General features: G+C 68.6%; 10 protein-coding genes and 8 pseudogenes. 8 read left to right on the top strand and 10 right to left on the bottom strand.

Annotation, left to right across the window (positions count from 1 at the left end):
- Positions 1-454 precede the first annotated feature (454 nt).
- Entirely contained in the window at positions 455-856 is a 402-nt protein-coding gene (locus ACNJ93_RS00090; RefSeq protein WP_418955202.1) for a hypothetical protein, read from the bottom strand.
- 49 nt (positions 857-905) lie between these two features.
- Entirely contained in the window at positions 906-1,802 is an 897-nt protein-coding gene (locus tag ACNJ93_RS00085; RefSeq protein ID WP_418955201.1) for a hypothetical protein, read from the bottom strand.
- A 438-nt stretch (positions 1,803-2,240) separates the two neighbouring features.
- Here ACNJ93_RS00085 and ACNJ93_RS00080 point away from each other — a divergent pair.
- The 3 pseudogenes from ACNJ93_RS00080 to ACNJ93_RS00070 form a co-directional block, all read left to right on the top strand.
- Positions 2,241-2,627: pseudogene (locus tag ACNJ93_RS00080) on the top strand (transposase); the annotation flags it as partial.
- Positions 2,628-2,652: 25 nt separating this feature from the next.
- A pseudogene (locus ACNJ93_RS00075) lies at positions 2,653-3,171 on the top strand (helix-turn-helix domain-containing protein); the annotation flags it as partial.
- Between the two features lie 87 nt (positions 3,172-3,258).
- Positions 3,259-4,495 (top strand): annotated as a pseudogene (locus ACNJ93_RS00070) (IS110 family transposase).
- On the opposite strand, the gene ACNJ93_RS00065 reads toward ACNJ93_RS00070, so the two are convergent.
- Together ACNJ93_RS00065 and ACNJ93_RS00060 are read right to left on the bottom strand one after the other, a co-directional pair.
- Complete coding sequence (locus ACNJ93_RS00065; RefSeq protein ID WP_418955200.1) at positions 4,492-4,884, bottom strand: hypothetical protein; 393 nt, start codon at positions 4,882-4,884, stop codon at positions 4,492-4,494. The pseudogene ACNJ93_RS00070 and the gene ACNJ93_RS00065 sit on opposite strands and share 4 nt — an antisense overlap.
- Positions 4,885-5,473: 589 nt before the next feature.
- Positions 5,474-6,000 (bottom strand): annotated as a pseudogene (locus ACNJ93_RS00060) (GNAT family N-acetyltransferase).
- 182 nt (positions 6,001-6,182) lie between these two features.
- On the opposite strand from ACNJ93_RS00060, the gene ACNJ93_RS00055 reads away from it, so the two are divergent.
- A protein-coding gene (locus ACNJ93_RS00055; RefSeq protein WP_418955199.1) for an IS5 family transposase occupies positions 6,183-7,015 on the top strand; the annotation gives its coding sequence in 2 pieces (ribosomal slippage) (positions 6,183-6,525 and positions 6,525-7,015; 834 coding nt in all).
- Positions 7,016-7,079: 64 nt separating this feature from the next.
- The gene (locus ACNJ93_RS00050) at positions 7,080-7,955 is read left to right on the top strand and encodes an IS5 family transposase (protein WP_418955198.1); all 876 of its coding nucleotides are present in this window, start codon (positions 7,080-7,082) and stop codon (positions 7,953-7,955) included.
- Between the two features lie 25 nt (positions 7,956-7,980).
- Here ACNJ93_RS00050 and ACNJ93_RS00045 read toward each other — a convergent pair whose 3' ends face one another.
- Both ACNJ93_RS00045 and ACNJ93_RS00040 read right to left on the bottom strand, forming a co-directional pair.
- Positions 7,981-8,322, bottom strand: a complete 342-nt coding sequence (locus ACNJ93_RS00045; protein WP_418955197.1) for a DUF5713 family protein — start codon at positions 8,320-8,322, stop codon at positions 7,981-7,983.
- A 228-nt stretch (positions 8,323-8,550) separates the two neighbouring features.
- Positions 8,551-9,073 (bottom strand): annotated as a pseudogene (locus tag ACNJ93_RS00040) (VOC family protein).
- Between the two features lie 243 nt (positions 9,074-9,316).
- On the opposite strand from ACNJ93_RS00040, the pseudogene ACNJ93_RS00035 reads away from it, so the two are divergent.
- Positions 9,317-9,728 (top strand): annotated as a pseudogene (locus ACNJ93_RS00035) (DNA helicase); the annotation flags it as partial.
- A 160-nt stretch (positions 9,729-9,888) separates the two neighbouring features.
- Positions 9,889-10,551, top strand: a complete 663-nt coding sequence (locus ACNJ93_RS00030; protein WP_418961266.1) for a hypothetical protein — start codon at positions 9,889-9,891, stop codon at positions 10,549-10,551.
- 50 nt (positions 10,552-10,601) lie between these two features.
- Here the strand turns inward: ACNJ93_RS00030 and ACNJ93_RS00025 are convergent.
- Positions 10,602-11,436, bottom strand: a pseudogene (locus tag ACNJ93_RS00025) (IS5 family transposase).
- 86 nt (positions 11,437-11,522) lie between these two features.
- On the opposite strand from ACNJ93_RS00025, the pseudogene ACNJ93_RS00020 reads away from it, so the two are divergent.
- Positions 11,523-12,358: pseudogene (locus tag ACNJ93_RS00020) on the top strand (IS5 family transposase).
- Between the two features lie 897 nt (positions 12,359-13,255).
- Here ACNJ93_RS00020 and ACNJ93_RS00015 read toward each other — a convergent pair.
- The 3 genes from ACNJ93_RS00015 to ACNJ93_RS00005 form a co-directional block, all read right to left on the bottom strand.
- On the bottom strand, positions 13,256-15,970 hold the full coding sequence (locus ACNJ93_RS00015) for a Helicase associated domain protein (RefSeq protein WP_418955196.1): 2,715 nt from the start codon (positions 15,968-15,970) through the stop codon (positions 13,256-13,258).
- The gene (locus tag ACNJ93_RS00010) at positions 15,919-16,392 is read right to left on the bottom strand and encodes a hypothetical protein (protein WP_418955195.1); all 474 of its coding nucleotides are present in this window, start codon (positions 16,390-16,392) and stop codon (positions 15,919-15,921) included. Before ACNJ93_RS00010 ends, ACNJ93_RS00015 begins: the two co-directional genes overlap by 52 nt.
- A 121-nt stretch (positions 16,393-16,513) precedes the next feature.
- Positions 16,514-17,035: a hypothetical protein gene (locus ACNJ93_RS00005; RefSeq protein ID WP_418955194.1), complete on the bottom strand. Its 522-nt coding sequence runs from the start codon at positions 17,033-17,035 to the stop codon at positions 16,514-16,516.
- Between the last annotated feature and the right edge of the window lie 262 nt (positions 17,036-17,297).

Raw genomic sequence — 17,297 nt, 5'->3', positions numbered from 1 at the left:
ACCTGCAGTGCGCGTCCGGGAGCGGCGGCATCCACTCCCGCGGGTCCTGGTCCGCCTCGCTGCGGTCCGACCGCGCCGTGACCGCGACGAGCGACGTCGAGGCGTCCTCGTCGTTCGCGTACGCCTCCCGCCGCGCCGGCGTCCACGCCAACGCGCCGACTGGCGGGGAGCGTCATTGCGAGTATGCGATATTCCTGCATGGCCGACCGGGCTGCCAGGCGGGATGGGGAAGGCCCGGCGGCTGGGGCCTGCCGACCGTCACCCATCGGCAGGCGGCCAGCGGAGTGCTCTTGGGGAGGCTGGTCTGCAGCTGCGGGAAGCCCGCCCGCCGCCGCACCGCATCCTGGTGGCTGCCGAGCCGAGGGGCAGCGGCGTGTGGGGCTGCTGGACCAACGGCCGAATCCTGTACGACTGCCACCTCACCGTCCGGCCGTTCTCTGGTCCCGGGCGGCTGTCAGATGCCGGCTTCGGCGAGGATCCGGTCCATCCGGGCCCGTGGAAGCACGAGGTTGGCCGCCGCGTCGTCGGCAACCTTGGGTTCCGGGTCCGCCAGCAGCCGCTCCAGCAGTTCCGCAGTGACGTTGGGGTGCCGGGCCACGCCCGCGCGCAGGAACGACTCCTCGCAGGCCGCAAGCCGCCGCAGCTCCGAAACGGGCAGATCGGGGTCCTCCAGAGCGAGGACGCGCACCCGCGGATCCGGCTCGTCCACGAAGCCGCGCAGCGCCTGGCGCGGAAAGTTGGGGTGGTCCACCAGCAGCGGTCGGATGTGGAAGACCTCGCCGTGGCCGCGGAGCAGCCGCAGCAGGACCTGTGGCGGTGTGTCGGGCCGACGGGCAGCGGCGCGGCGGACGGACACGTCCGGGTCGTCGTCCAGCCTCTGCCAGGCCTGATCCGGCAGGTCCCGGCTAGCCGCCAGCCGCGTGCGGGCAGTCCAGGTAGGTCAGCCGCTCGGCGAGCGGCGCGTCCCGCAGCCACCTCGGCTCGTAGGGCGACCAGCGGAGAGCGACATTGGCGTCGATGCTGCCGGCCGCGTCCTCGGCCTCCACCAGCGCGAGCAGCCGGTCTCGGGTCTCGGGGGTGACATGGCGGCTGTAGGCCACCGCGATGCGCACGGACGGGTCTGGACTGTTCTGCAGGCGGGCCACCATGCCGGCGGTCAAGTGCGGGTTGGCAGCCACCGCGCGCAGCACTGTCGTGTCCCCGGTCGTCAGCAGCTGGTCGAACTGCTCGGGCGTCAGAGGGAGACGAAGCGCGACGTTGGCCTGGACGGCCGGATCAGCGAGGCAGCGCTCGTAGTGCTCCGGAGGGACGCCCGGCTGCTCTGTCCTCGTGGCCGCGCCACGCACTCCCGGGTCCGGATCGTCGAGCAGCGCCACCTGCACGGCCATCGGCCGGTCCCGCCAGGTCTCCGCGACCATCGCGCGTAGCTTGGGATCAGAGCCGGCCGCGAGTTCCGCCGGCGGCCGGCCGTAGGCCTCGACCAGGGCCTCGATGCCCATTGGCACCCCGCGCTCCACCATGCTCCGTACGAAGTCCGCGTAGGCGTCGCGGATCGCCGGGTCTGGATGCTCCGCAATCCGGCGGCGCATCGCCGAGGAGACCCGGCGCCCGTGCAGGAGTACTGCCGAATCGCTGCCGCCGTGCGTCAGCAGGGCTTCGGCCACTGCGTCCGGCAGCTGCCCCTTGCGCATCGTCAGCCCATGCCTGCCGGCCGCATGCGTGGCCAGGCGCACCATGACGTCCCCCGGGGCGGCTGCATTCCGCCCCAGCCCTGACAGTTGCGGCTGCTTGAGATGGACCATGCGCCCACGCTAACCCGGCTGCGGCAGCGACCATCGCCCGACTGCCCTAACGTCACGTCAGCCAGCGCTGTTCGCTGGGCTGATGACCACTCAACCGGACAGCTCTGCCGGCAGTATTCGATGCCTACAGCTTCGGCTCCGTGCCTGTGTGGGACCAGCGTCGAGGTCGATTCTGCCGTGTTGGGAGCGGGCACCGGCTTCGCGGCTAGTATCCAGCCGGGTCAATGACTCGGCGAAAGCGCGGCACGCTTGCGCTCGTCCTGGTTCTCGGACTGTTCCGTTCGTCTGTGTGGGAGAAGCCCCGTTGAGCGCTGTTCTGCCTGCCCGTTCTGGTGACCCTGCCCGGGTCGGGCCCCTACCGGATCATCGGTCGCCTGGGGGCAGGGGGCATGGGCACGGTCTATGCCGGGCTCGGCACGGGCGGAATGCTTCGTCCTCACGCCCGGCCAGGCAGGTGATGCACCCGCGTTCCCCCAGGTCATGGCAGGTCTGCGGGTACCTCGACCGGTCGGTCGGCCCAGAACCACGCCAGACATGGTCCTGGCCGACAAGGCGTATTCGTCCCGAGCGATCCGGACCCACCTTCGTCAGCGCGGAATCCGAGCAGTAATTCCGCAGCCGGCCGATCAGGTCGCGAACCGTAAGCGGCGCGGCAAGCTGGGAGGCCGTCGGCCAGCCTTCGACCGCGAGTCGTACAAGCGGCGCCACACGGTCGAGCGGTGCATCAACAAGCTCAAGCAGTGGCGCGGTCTGGCCACCCGATATGACAAGACCGCCACCATCTACCTCGCCGGACTCCACATCGCCGCCATCTTCATCTGGTCAGCCCGGCTGATCCGAACGAGACGGCCTAGTCCAGGCGGACGAGGACACCGTCCGGGACGTGATCCACCGCTTCAACGAGATCGGCCTTGCATGCCTCAACCCTCAATGGGCGGGTGGTGGCCGTCCCCGCCTGCTGAGCGGTGACGAGGACTTCGTCATCCAGACGGCCACCACCCGCCCGACCGCGCTGGGCAAGCCCTTCACCCGCTGATCGGTCCGCAAACTTGCCGACCACCTGCTCCGGAACATGACCAGACCCGTCCGGATCGGCCGCGAGGCACTGCGGTGCTTACTGGCCCGCCGGGGAATCACTTTCCAGTGAACGAAGACCTGGAAGGAGTCCCCTGACCTGGCCTTTGATGACAAGCTGGAGAGAATCGAGTACGCGGTCAACGAGCGTCCTGACCGCACATTCGCCTTCGACGAGTTCGGGCCACTGGGCATCCGCTCCACTGCCGGCTCCTGCTGGGCCGAACAGAGCCGCCCCGACCGGCTGCCTGCCACCTACCGCCGCACCGACGGCATCACCTACTTCCACGGTTGCTAGCCCTGAGCACTTCTATTAGAGCGCCGCGTGCTCCGCATCGAACCGACCAGCACCGCGAAACAACGCAGGAACGGGAGAACGAGGTTGAGCAAGGTCTTCTGCGGCATCGACTGGGCCGAGAAGCACCACGACATCGCACTGGTCGACCAGGACGGCACCCCACTGGCAAAGCTGAGCATCAGCGACGACAGCGCCGGCTTCAACGCTTCGCTGGAGCTGCTGGCCCGCCACGGCGAGAGCCCGGAGGAGCCCATACCGGTGGCGAACGAGACCCCGCGCGGCCTGCTGGTCGCCGGCCTACGGGCCACCGGCCGGAAGGTCTACGCGATCAATCCGCTGGCCGCCGCCCGCTACCGGGACCGCAGCAGCGTCGCCCGGGCCAAGCCGGATGCGACCGATGCCCGCGTCCTGGCCAACATCCTCCGCACCGACATGGCCGCCCACCGGCCGCTGCCCTCTGACAGCGAACTCGTCCAGGCTGTCGCCGTCCTGGCCCGCGCGCATCAGGACGCGGTCTGGGACAAGACCCAGATGGTCAACAGACTCCGCTCCCATCTGCGCGAGTACTACCTGGCCGCTCTCCAGGCGTTTCACGGTTCCGGCACGCTGGGCCTCGATTCCAAGCACGCCCGCGTGGTCCTGGCCGCGGCGCCTACCCCCGCGGCAGCAGCCCGGCTCACCCGCAGCCAACTGCGTGCTCTGCTCAATCGCGCCGGTCGGCTCCGACGCGGGACCGACGCCGAGGTCGAACGGCTCCGGGAGATCTCCGGATGGACCGCTTGCACCAGCTGCCGCAGGTGGAGCAGGCTATGGGCAAGCAAGCAAGGCCCTGATCCAGCAACTCGAAGCCACCTGCTGCCGCAGCGTCGACGACCTCGCGACGGCCACCGAGGAAGCGTTCCTCTCCCACCCCGACTCGGAGATCATCACCAGCTTCCCCGGCCTCTCGGTGATGTCCGGAGCCCGCGTCATCGCCGAGGTCGGTGACGACCGGGAGCGATTCGCCGACGCCCGGGCCTTGAAGGCATACGCCGGCGCCGCCCCGGTGACCCGGGCTTCAGGCCGCAGCCGCGTCGTGGTCGCCCGAGCAGTCAAGAACCAGAGGCTGGCCTCCGTCGGCTACATGTGGGCCTTCGCAGCCCTACGCTCGCACGAACCCCGCGAGCACTACGGCAGCCGACGTGCCACCGGTGAACGCCACACCGCCGCTCTGCGGAACCTGTTCAACAAGCTCCTCGGCTGCCTCTACCACTGCCTGCAGAACCACATGCCCTACGACCCCCAACGGGCCTTCGCTACACCCGTTGCGCTCGCTGCCTAGAGGCGCGGGCCAACGGAGATGTCGACTGCGACCGCATTCCAGCCAGGCTCGTCGACGGCGACACGGATCCGCCGCCTGCCCCCTTCGCCAATGAGGCTCACGAAGCGCGTCTCACCCATGACATCACCGATGACCAGCCGTCCGTCAGCCAACGAGATCGGCCCCTCGAAGACAGTCGTGAAGGACGGATCCGGCCCCGGCTCTTCGTCGAGCGGCTCGATGAAGAGCCGGACCTCGATGAGCCGAACCTGAGCCTGAACTCGGACCGCCACATGGGTGTCGCACCCGACCGCGGCCTCGCCCTCCAGAGCCAACGCCGGCAGCCAGTCGGTCGACCCCAGCGCTAGAACCGGGTGATTCACCTGAAAATCAACGCCAGCGACCTGCATTCGGCCCCCTCCGAGTCCCACCTCATGACGCGCGGCGATGTTATCGGGTGGCTCCGACATGCCAGGCACATCACCCCCGACCGCTGGGGCTGGACGTGACGCCGCACCCATCGAGTTGACCTCCGGCGACATGAGATGTCTTGCTGGTCAACCCGCCTCGGGAATGCCCCAGCTCAGCGCCCTTCAAGCGGGCTCGGCGTCGTCGGAGGACCCGTCGCCGCTCGACGCGCGAGTTACCCTCGGCCTGTCCGTCTTGCGGCTGTTATTCCTTCGTCTCGACCCTATTTTCGGTCTCGACGGCAGCCTCCAGGGCTACCAACTGCTCGGAGTCCAAACGCCCTGCTTCGCCCAGATTCGGAACCGGCCGTACGCGCTCTGCCAGGGCCCGAACTCGGTCACGTCAGGGGCTGCCGACGCGGAAGCGCCACATCACCGCGTTGAAGTGTTTCCGCAGGGCAGGGATAGGCCTGACCGCGGCGATCGAGGGATGGGGCTCGATCAGGGTCCACTGCTCGTCGGTGAGATCGCCTCGGGCCATGACTGACGGCTTATCAAAACCGAGGCTCCGCGTGCAGGCGATCCGCCGGCCCTAGTTGCCGAGGAGCCGCTCCCACAGCAGCGCGTCGCGCCAGCGCCCGTCGAGAAAGATCGAGGAGTGCGCGACGTCGTACGGGTGAACCCGTTGCGGCGCAGCACCCGCTGCGACGGCAGATTCTCCAGATTGGTGGACGCCTCGGCGCGGTGCAACCCGAGTTCGTCGGCCATCACTTGGAGTACGAGCCCGACGGCGCACCCGGCGTGGCCTTGATTCCGGGCGACACTGGCGATCCAGTATCCGACGGTGCCGCGGCGCAGGTGCGGCTGTGGCAGGATGCCTCCGATGGTGACCTGCCCGATCACCTGGTCGTCGGCAAGTACCACGCCCGGCCACACCGTGCCGGCCCGGTATCCGGCCAGCAGCCTGTCGATCCGCTCCGTCTGGCCCTCCGGGGTGAAGAAGTCGTCCGGCTGGACCGATTCCCATGGCCGAAAGGCCTCGACGTCCCGCACCCGATGCGCTGCGATCGGAGCGGCGTCGGTGGGCTCGATCAGGCGGATCCTGGTGCTGCTGTGCATGCTGATCCTCGTCGCGGTGCGTCGGATGAGACAGCCAGCCTATGCAACGGTCACGCGGCTGCGCCCCGCCCGCCGGCCGGTCTCACACGAGCTGGCTTCGCGGCATCGCACCGCGTTCATGATCTGGACTACAGACAGGACCTAGGCCGTGTCCGTAAAGTCGGTGGCTCGTTGCTCCGTTCGTGGTGCGTAGGCATGAACTGACGGATGAGTCGTGGGCGTTGATCGCTCCGTTGCTGGCGCCGGGCCGGATGGGCAGGCCGGTGCGGGACCGGCGCCAGGTCGTGAAGGGGATCCTGTGGAAGCTGTCCACCGGGGCAGCCTGGCGTGACCTGCCCGAGCGGTACGGGCCGTGGAAGACGGTCTACGAACGCTTTCGCCGCTGGTCCGCCGACGGCACCTGGGACCGGCTGCTGGCCCACGTCCAGCAGCACTCCGACGCCGTCGGACAGGTCGACTGGACGATCGTCTGCGTGGACTCGACCACGGTCCGGGCCCATCAGCATGCGGCCGGCGCCCGAAAAGGGGGCCCTGGGAGGGCGAAGCGCTCGGCCGCTCGCGCGGCGGGCTGACCAGCAAGATCCACCTCGCCTGCGACGGCCACGGCCGGCCCCTGGCCTTCACGGTCACGGGCGGGAACGTGAACGACTGCACCCAGTTCGAACCGGTCATGGACCGGATCCGGATCGCCCGGCCGGGGCCGGGCCGGCCCAGGACCCGGCCCGACCGCGTCGTCGCGGACAAGGGCTACTCGGCCCGCAAGATCCGCGCCTACCTGCGACGACGCGGAATCGCGGCGGCGATTCCGGAGCGGATCGACCAGATCAACGGACGTATCCGCCGCGGCGAGACCCTGTGCCGGCTCGACAAAGCCGCCTACCGGCGCCGCAACGTCGTCGAACGCTGCTTCAACCGGCTCAAGCAGAACCGAGCCCTGGCCACCCGCTACGACAAACGAGCCCGCCACTTCCATGCCATGGCCGCCCTCGCCTGCCTCCGACTCTGGCTCCCATGACTTTCCGGACAGGACCTAGGCCGTGTGTCGAAAGTGGATCTTGGGCTGTAAATGATCGCGGTTCATGGGGCGGGCAGATCTGACGGACAAGCAGTGGGCGGTGCTGGAGCCGCTGTTACCGAAGGGCACCAGGGCGGGGCGGCCGCCCCTCTGGCCTCGGCGACAGCTGATCGACGGCATACGGTTCCGGGTCCGGACCGGAGTTCCGTGGCGGGACATCCCCGTCGAGTACGGACCGTGGAACCGGGTCTACGACCTGTTCCGGCGGTGGCAGTGCAACGGCACCTGGCAGCGGATCCTCACCCGGCTCCAGTCCCTGGCCGACGCGAAGGGCGCGATCGTCTGGGACCTGAGCGTCGACTCCACGGTGTGCCGTGCCCATCAGCACGCGGCCGGGGCTCGTAAGCGGGGTGACCTGCAGTATGAACCACCGAGTGGCATCTTCACCGAGCCGGATGATCACGGGCTGGGACGGTCGCGAGGCGGCTTCACCACCAAGCTCCACCTGACAGTGGAGCAGGGTCAGAAGCCCATGGCGATCGTGATCACAGCCGGGCAGCGCGGGGACTCGCCCCAGTTCGAGCCCGTGCTGGCAAAGGTCCGCGTGCCCCGCATCGGGCCGGGCCGGCCACGCGTCCGCCCCAACCGGGTGCGGGCCGACAAAGCGTACGCCTCCCGCAAGAACCGCGCCTATCTGCGCCGACGCGGAATTCGCTGCACCATCCCGGACAAGGCCGGCCAGGCACGCAAACCGTTGGAAGCGCGGCTCCCGCGGCGGTCGGCCCCGCATTTCGACCTGGCCGACTACCGTCAGCGTCACGCGGTCGAGTGCGGCATCAACCGCCTCAAGCGCCACCGGGCAGTGGCCACCCGCTACGACAAGCTCGCCGTCCGCTTTGAAGCCACAGTCCTCGTCGCGGCCATCAACGAGTGGCTTTGAACGGAGGTAGTTCTCCTGTCTTGGTTCACCAGTCCCGGCCAGCGGTCAGCTTCTCGGCATCTGCTTCCGTGAACTCGTATGCCGACGCGACGAAGCAGAACTCGTCACAGATCCACTCCCGCGCCACCGTATCGATCTCACTCCCGGCCGCCACGAACTCCCTGTCCAGCAGGTTGGACTCCTCCGTTGCAGCCTGGGTGAGTGCATACAAGCTCTCCAGGTCCGACGGCCGCTCGTCCTCGATGCGCTCGCACAGCCGCAGCAGGATCGCCTTTCCCCGGTCGACCACGTGATCAGGGAAGTACGAGTCGTCGTACATCTGCCGCAGGAACGCGTGTCCTGCTACCTGCCGGCTTGTGATCGGCATGACACTTCCCTACCTCCGCCAAAACTGACGCGCCGATCATGCACAGCACCACTGACAACGATGCCCCCAGGACGCCGAACCTCAACGCGACCAGGGCTTTCACAACAGGCCCTAGTACCCTGTCGGGATCTGGACGACCGAACTCTGACCTCTCACGTGCCGGCCGGCGACGGACCGACACGGTCGCGAAAGCTGTTGAAGCAGTCAGCACCACGAGGCTGGAAGGGCTCACTCGGTGGGGCGCTGTGGGGCGCTCGCCATCCCTGTGTCCCGGCCGCTCAGTGCGGCGTCCAGTGTCTCCTGGGCCATGCGCATCGCCTCGGCGTACTTGGGCTCGAGCATGCGCTCCCAGGCCTGGTCCGGTGCGACGTCCTCGACCCGGCTCACCACCCACCAGATGTTGCCGAACGGATCCCGCACCCGGCCACCGCGATCTCCCCACGCGCTGTCAGCGGTCTCGGTGATCACCTGCGCCCCGTGCGCGACGGCAGCGGCCATGGCGGCGTCCGCGTCCGGGACGTAGACCCGCAGCTGCGAGGGCATCACCGGCCAGTCGGGCCGTCGGTCGAAGGCCAGCACCACCGTGTCGCCGACTCGGATCTCCCTGGCCGATGGTGCCGTCCTCGACCGGCACACGGGCGAGTTCCTCGCCGTCGAACGCGGCGGCAATGAAGTCGAGCAGCGCACCGGTGTCGTCTGTGACCACCCATGGTGCAACGCTGGTGTAACCCTCGGGTGCAGTGTGCGTCATCGGTCTCGTCCCCTCGTGTCGTCCCTCGCGATGTGACGACCGTAGGACTCGACTAGGACAGCTGCGGACCTAGATCAGTCACGAGACCAGCACCATCTGTACCAGCTCCCTCCTCGTGGCCCTTCTCTCGCGAACCTCGGAGATTCGGCGTCGCCGCGTCACAGGTACGACCGGTACCCCTTGGGGAGGGGGAGCGGCTGTACCCGCTGCCCCCTCCGATTCACCGGCCGACGGGGAGGGGCTGACACCAGCCCCGTCGTCGAGCACATCCTCAACAATCAGCGCAGCCACGCGCAGCTCGTCATGGTCGGCGACTCCGCCCAGGCCACCTACCACTGGCGCGGCGCCAAAGACGTCATGACCGGCTTCGACGGCACGAGGCTCTTTCTGTCCCGCTCGTTCCGCTTCGGCCCACGCCTGGCTGACGAAGCCAACCGCTGGCTGGCCATTGCCGGCGCCCCTATCCGTTATCCGTCTGACCGGCACCGACACCATGCCCACCGAACTCGGCCCCGTCACCCGCCCCGGCGCAGTCCTGTGCCGCACCAACGTCGGCACCATGGAACACGTCATGGAACACCTTGCCGCTGGCACCCCCGTCGCACTCGTCGGCGGCGGCCTCCGCGCCCTGGCCCTGGCGGCGCGCGACCTTAAGACGTCGTTTCCTATGGCGGTCCCTGGGCCACGGTTGGCTGAACGTGAAAGTTGACTCTTGAGGACACTTGTTGGTGGGGTGCAGGTCCCGGGCCGCAACCGAGCGGGCGGGCTTCCGCCCGAGGCGGTACCGAACCTCGCCAGTAGACTCCGGCAGCATGATGGCTGCCGCTCCCGCATCGCCGGTCCCGGTCGCGCCGACCGGTTTGACCCGCAGGGCCAAGTTGTTCGTCGAGGTGGAGGGCATCCGCGTTCGTCAGCCAGACATCGAGGGTTACCGCAGCGCCTGGGTCGAGCATGGTGTCCCGGCTACGGAGATCGATCGCGCGGTGGCCTTCGAGGACCGTTGGGGCGGTCTCGCGCTGCCGCCGGCGCCGTTCTACGAGAGCGGCCCGCGCGTCCTGGGCGCGGACGTTCCCGAGGGCTCGGCCGCCGAGGGCTGGTGGATCCCGGCCGGGGACTGTCGGGTGTCCCTGGCCTACGGATTCATGATCGGCCCCGGTGACGAGTTCGGTATCCACGGCTACCACTGGGCGCCGCTGCATGCCAGTACCGAAGGCTGGGTGGAATCGTTGGCACTGGCCAGCCACGCGAGACGCTGGGCCAAAACCATCACGAGAATCACCGGCGAGGCCGTCGACTCCCTGGACCTCGAAGGATACGAGCCGGTACCCGAAGTACGGGGCGTGACCGACACCTGGTGGCGGGGCGAGGACTCACTCATCGCCCTGTACCGGGGCGAGGCCGTCGCCATGGACGCCCCAGGATGCCTTGAAGCCCATGTCTACGGTGGCCTTGACGAGTGGGGTCTCCGCGGTGGCTGACCGTCAGCCGGCGTCGCCAAACCTCCCCGATCGGCCGGACGAGCCAACTATCACGACGCTGACCGATTGTGCATGTCCGCACGGATGAGGCGGCGATGGCAGATGAGGGCCGCGGAAATTCCCGCGAAGGCGAGGAAGTGCTCGGCCTTGCGTTCGTACCGCCGATGCAGGCGACGGCAGCCGGCAAGCCAGGACATCGTGCGTTCCACGACCCAGCGATGGCTGCCCAGGCGTTGGGAGGACTCGATGCCACGGCGGGCGATCCGCGGCACGATGCCGCGCTCGCGCAGCCATCGGCGCAGACGGTCGTAGTCGTAGCCCTTGTCGCCGTGCAGTTTGGCGGGGCGACACCGACGCGGTCCACGGCGCGAGCGGATCGGCGGGATGCCGCCGACCAGGGGCTCGAGGGCCTGGCTGTCGTGCAGGTTGGCGCCTGAGATCGGGAGTGAGATCGGCAGACCGGCGCGGTCGCAGATCAGATGGATCTTCGATCCTCTTTTGCCGCGGTCGGTCGGACTCGGTCCCGTCAGATGCCCCCTTTGAGGGCACGAACGCTCACCGAGTCAATCGCGCACCTGGACCAGTCGAGCTGCCCGCGTGCGCCGAGCTCATCCAGGATGACCCGGTAGAGACGGGCCCACACACGCTCACGGCTCCACCGCGCGAACCCTTATACACCGTTTGCCAGCAAGCCCCGAAGACCGGCGGGAGCTGGCGCCAGGTGCAGCCCGACGTCGCCACGAAGACGATCGCAGCCAGCATCCCACGGTCCCCGGCCCGCCGGCGTCCCCCGCCCTGCGGCCGCTGTACCACGGCCAGTGGCACTACCCGCCGAAACAGCTCCCACAGCTCGTCCGGCACCAACTGCTCAATAAGGCGATCCACATCCCGTCAACGATCGCCGAAGACCAAAGGAAACGACGTCTAAGAGGCCCTAACAGAAGTTGATGATCATGTGACTTTCGGTTCGGATGGTCGTTGGTCTGGTCGTGGGGAAGCGTCAGTCGCGGCCGTGGATCGTGTCGGATGAACTGTGGTCGCTGATCGAGCCGTTGCTGCCTGAGCCGGCACCGAAGCAGGTGGAGGGTAGGCCGCGGGTGCCGGACCGGCAGGCCCTGTGCGGGATCCTGTTCGTCCTGCATACCGGGATCCAGTGGGAGTACCTGCCTCAGGAACTGGGCTTCGGGTCCGGAATGACCTGCTGGCGGCGTCTGGCCGCGTGGAACGAGGCCGGTGTCTGGGACCAGTTGCACCTGGTGCTGCTGAAGAAGCTGCGGGTCGCGAAGAAGCTGGATTGGTCGCGGGCGGTGATCGACTCCTCCCACGTCAGGGCCGCTCGGCGGGGCCCAAAAGCGGTCCCAGCCCGGTCGACCGAGCACGGCCGGGCAGCAAGCACCACCTCATCGTCGATGGCCAAGGCATCCCGCTCGCCGTGTCGCTGACCGGCGGCAATCGCAACGACGTCACCCAGCTGATGCCCCTGCTCGCGAAGATCCCGTCCGTCGCCGGCCTGGTCGGACGACCGAGGCGGCGACCGGACGTGCTGCTGGCCGACCGGGGCTACGACCACGACAAGTACCGCCGCCTGGTCTGCGCCCAGGGCATCAAGCCGATGATCGCCAGACGCGGAGTCCCGCACGGCTCCGGCCTCGGCGTCCACCGGTGGGTCGTCGAACGCACGATTGCCTGGCTGCACGGCTTCCGGCGTCTACGCGTCCGCTGGGAACGACGCGACGACATCCACGAAGCCTTCCTCGGCCTCGCCACCTGCCTCATCACCCACCGACACGTCCAACGCCTTTGTTAGGACCTCTAAGCACGTAGACCACCTGATGCACGCCGAGGGCGCCATCGGCTTCGCACTTGTGGAGGTGGCGTACGACGTGGCTGACCAGTTCGTGATCCACCACCCGCAGCACGATCCCTGGAAGCATTGGAAGCCGAACAGCCCAAGTCAGCCCAAGCCTTGGGAGGGGCAGACACATTCCGCTCCTCAGTACATCTTGAAGTACGCCGCTTTCCCGCCCAGCCTGAACATCGGGCGTCGCTGGACCGTGGAGCATCCACCGCCTCGCTCCCCAGACGTGGCGCATGCCTGACCCGCGAGACGCTGCCAACTACCTGGCCCGAGCAGTCTGGCGCCTGAGCGACTGCCGGGGGGCGTAGAAGGTGCACGTGCTGCGCGCTAGCCTCCCGGCATGGATCCTCGAGCGCCCTTCCACCCGGGCGATGGCCGTCAGCGCTATGCGGGCCCTGCTGTTGTTGTCATGCCTGACGGTCGCGAAGTCGCGGTCACCGCGTCCCTCGTTCTGCGCTACGACCCGCGCCGGAGCGACAACCGGGAGTCGGACCGGGACAGCACCTGGGCCGGCAGCATCACACTGGCAGATCCAGGAAGCTGCGTGGACCTCTTTGACGCGGACCCGGGAGTGCTCCGCCTGCCCGATGGCCGTGAGAGCGAATTCATGGCGACAAGCGGCCACACCGAGGTCGGCGTTGCAGGGCTTGGCCCAGCGCCCTTCGCTTTGCAGTGAAGTCTGTTCCCCCACAGACGCGGGGCCGCACAGCGCGCAACACCGTGGGTGCAGCAGAGTCCGCGTTGCACGTATTCGGTGTCGAAAGGCAAGGCGAAGGCCCCGGTGCCACGACGTTCCAGGTCTCCTCTTTACTGACCTCCCAGCTCAACGACGGCCGAAATGACATCTCATGCCCACTGCATGCCTAGCTTTGCGAGGGCGGCGCGCTGCCCCTCGTCGAGTTTGTCGCGTCGGCTCTTGGTGTTGGAGATCCATACGCCTAGCTTGATGATCACCGGGTCTGCTTCACCGTCGACTGCGATCTCTTCGGCGTGGCCGCGGGGCACTGGCCGGTGGGCGCCCTCCCGTTCGACCCACTGGGCCAGGGCTGCTAGGCCGCGCTGGAATGCCTGCTGCGCCTTGCTCGGGCCCTTCCCCGCCGCACGGGGTGCCGCCGGGGCGGGAGACGGGGCCTGGTCGGGCTGCATGCCCAGCGTGGTCAGTCGTTCCTGTTGTTCGGTGGACAGCAGTTTCCAGGTGCCTGGCTTGCGCTGCTGCTGGAGCCATCGCCCGATGTCGTCGCCGTCCATGAGTACGCCGGGTGCGATGTCGGGCAGGTGGCCGCCGGGTTCGTCCTGCGCGAGGTGGGCGAGGTGGCGGTAGTGGCGTTGCCAGTCGAGGGGCCAGGGGCAGTTCCAGTCTTCATCGATGGCGGTGAGCTGTGCCGCGCGTGTGGCGGCTCGTTCCGGGTCTTTGCCGAGGCCGCCCTCGCGGCGGAGGTTGGCGAGCAGCTGTCCGATGGCCAGCTGCTCTCCGTCTGCCTCGCCTTCGCCCCACATCGCGTCCTGGCGGGGTGCGAGGTGCCCATGCGCACGGTGGTAGGAGCGGAGTGCGGCGAGTTTGTTCTCCCACGCCTCGTCGCCGGGTTCCCACACCATCCCGGCGTCGTCGAGGAGCTCTTTGCGGTGGGAGTCGAGTTCGCCGGCGCGCAGCGCTTTTCGCTGTTGATGCACCCACCGGCCAAGGGGATAGTCCTTGGTCGTGCCGACCTCGGTCTCGACGTCATAGGGGACGGCGTGCAGGCCGGTGATGCCGTTCTCGGTACGCCACCGGACCAGGGCTTGGTAGCCCTCGAGCCAGACCAGGGACTGGGGGCGGATGACGCGGCAGCGGGTGAGGGCGGCGATGTCGGCGGCGTCACGGGGCTGGGCGAAGTTGACCACGATCGAGGTGACCCGGTCGACCTCCTGCTGCGCCTGGCTGGTCTCATCACCGTCACCGCCTTCGGTTCCCGCTGCGGGGGCGGGGCGGACGTGGAGGCGCCGGCGCTCGGTGCCGCGGGTCAGGGCACGGGAGGCGAGCTGGTCGACCATGCGCTCGGAGTGCGAGCGCAGCGCCTGGAGGATGTCGACGAGGGGCTGGTAGCTGGCGGAGGCGACCATGTCCTTCGGGTCCTCCCCGTGCTGCAGTAAGACCGGGATGATGATCCGCGCCGTCTTCACCGTGCCGTCCGGATTCGGGCGCAGCGCCCGCCCGATGTTCTGCACGACGTCGACCTGGGAGCTGCGGGAACCGACGATGCACACCGCCTCCACCCCGCGCAGTCCGGTGATGTCGACGCCGACGCCCAGGGCCCGTACCGATGCGAGGAACGCCCGGTGTACGCGCCGGTTCTGGGCGTTGATGCCGTTGGCGAACCGCTGGATCACGGCACGCCGGTGTGCGACGGGGTGATCCCCGCACAGCCAGTCCGCCCACACCCGCTCCGGGGGCACGTGGCGCCCGTCCTCGAGCTCGTACAGCCGCGCGTCGATCGACGACGCGGGCAGCTCCTCCGCCTCGGCCAGCGCCGCCGCGGAGGCCTGAGCGGCATACAGCTCGGCGGCGGTCGCCGGCATCTGCTCGGCGAACGCGCGGGCTTCCTCGACCCGCTGGTGGAAGGTCATGACGGTGTGCAGGTTCATCTGCGCCGCGTGTTCCAGCAGCGCGGCCTGGAGCAGCGCGAGCCGCCGGCCGCGCAGCGCGTCCTCCGACAACCCCAGGACCGGGTCGGGGTCCCGGATCTCCAGCACATCGATCTCGAAGCCCGCAAGGATCGAGCGTTCCACCGCCTCCGCCAGCCCGAGGTCGAAGATCCTGGTGCCGTAGGTGGCGCTGTCGTCCTGCATCGATGCGATCACCAGCTCTCGTCCGTCCTGGCCACGCTGCGGGCTGGGTGCGGCGAGGATGCGGGGGGTGGCGGTCAGGTAGAGCCGGAAGTCGATGGGGATGCGGGCGTTGTCGTGGATCGCTGCCCACGGCCGGCCCATGTCCCCGGCCGTCATGTGCGCCTCGTCCAGAATGGCCAGGTCGAACGGTGCCATCCCCTGGCCGTACAGCCGCTCTCCGCCCGCCAGGGCGGCCTCAAGCGGCCCCCGCACCGTCCGCCGGCCCGAAGGGTCCTCCGGGTCCTCGCGGTCCACCAGGGAGGCGTACGTGGCGAAGACGACCACCGGTCCGGACGCCGCCCACAGCGCGAGCTGGATCGGATTGGTCGTGGTGCGCACCCCAAGCTGCTCCAGGACCTCGTCCTTGTCCACGGAGCAGACCGCGATCATGGGCGCGCGGTGCCCGACTCGGCGCCAGGACTGGGCGCTCTGCACGATCAGATCCAAGGTGGGCACCATGACGAGGATCCGTCCGCCTGGGAAGCATTCCAGAGCGCTCGCGGCGGCCGTGATCGTCTTCCCGGACCCGGTCGCAGACACCCCCAGGGCCCGGGCCCCTTCAGCGGGCACAAATGACCTTGCAGGAAATCCCACCCATTTTCTAAAAGCCGCTTTCTGGTCCACCTGGTGTTTTCGGAGCTGAATCACACCGATTTCCTTTTCCTCTTCCCACCGCGCGCCAGCAGGCTTCGCCATCGGCCCGTTCTTGCATGCGGCAGGCTCCCCGAGGGGGACGGCAGGGGGTAGCGATCCCTGCCCCCGTGAGCCGGCAGCTCGTCCTCGAAGTCGCACGCCGCCACAGCGTTCCACCCTCCACGCCACAGCGTCTCCAGCACAGCCGTGACCGCGGCCACCATCGCACCGGGCGCCGCCCTCGCAACCGCTTCGCACTCCACCACCGTGGGCCACTCAAGGAACTCGAAAGGGTGCGCCTTCCTGCCCGTGGAGTAGTCATTGCAAGCACTGCTCACCCCCAGCGGCCCCACCACCAGGCCGCGGCCCTCCCCACCGGCGCCGAGACGCTCCTTCAGCCAGGTGATGACCATCGAGCTATCCGCGGCATCCACATAGATCGAGCAGCCCTCGTACGAGACTCCGGCGTTTTCCGACACAGCCACCCACCCTCTCCTGCCCGTCCTCAGCACACTGCGGACGGGCCGCCCTACCGCTCAGACCCCGTTCCTTATCCAGCCGCCCGTCACCAGCCGTGCTCGCTGGGCCCTATGACGCCGTATCCGATCATCCGGGCAAGGTGCTGCGCCCGTTCGTCCTCCCCGGGCCGGACGTGGACGTACACGGTGTTGCCGGGGCCGGCTCATGGTTGGCGTCCATCCCGAAGCACGCTTGTACCCCGGTCCGCGCATGTTCCGGACCGAGGCCGAGTTCGGGCACTGCCGGCCAACTGAGTGCCATCCACGCGATCTGCCCCCACCCGGCCTGACGCAGCACCTCCGGTGCTCTGCCCAGCAGATCACCCTCCACCGGCTCCACGACCGAGAGCGTCATCGGCAGCAGGCGAGCCAGCACCGGGGCGTCATCCGGAAGATCTACCCCACAGAAATGCTCGCCGCCTCCCGAGAACCAGCCCTGCGGGAACACCTCGCGGGCCCTCACGACGTCCTCCACCCGAAGCAACTCGGCATCCAGGTCGACACTCGCCCCCTCCCACAGCTCCCCACACCTCACCAGAGACACGGCCACGGCGATCACCGCCGCCACATCCCCGCCCTGATAGACCGGATAAGCCCTTGCATTACCCACAGAGCCCCCACCCTCCACACACGACACCAGAAGGGGTATCCCTCTCTTCTACCAACTCTACATGCTGCATCACCTTGGCCGCCCGCAGCCGCCCCCACCCTCTAGCCAGCCAGGACCGCGATAGCGGGCCAGACGGTCCTGGAGGCGCAGCCGGAAGGACTGTTGAGACGGGGGAGCGTAGCGGACCCGTCTCCCTGGGCCAGAGCGAAGCGAAGGCCCAGCAGCAGGACGCAGTCCTACTGCTTCGGAAGCGCAGCGGACG

The sequence above is a fragment of the Streptomyces tritici genome (assembly GCF_048500665.1).
GTDB classification, from domain to species: Bacteria; Actinomycetota; Actinomycetes; order Streptomycetales; family Streptomycetaceae; genus Streptomyces; species Streptomyces tritici.
The sequence above is the reverse complement of the archived record's forward strand: the minus strand, read 5'-3'. Positions and strand labels throughout refer to the sequence as shown.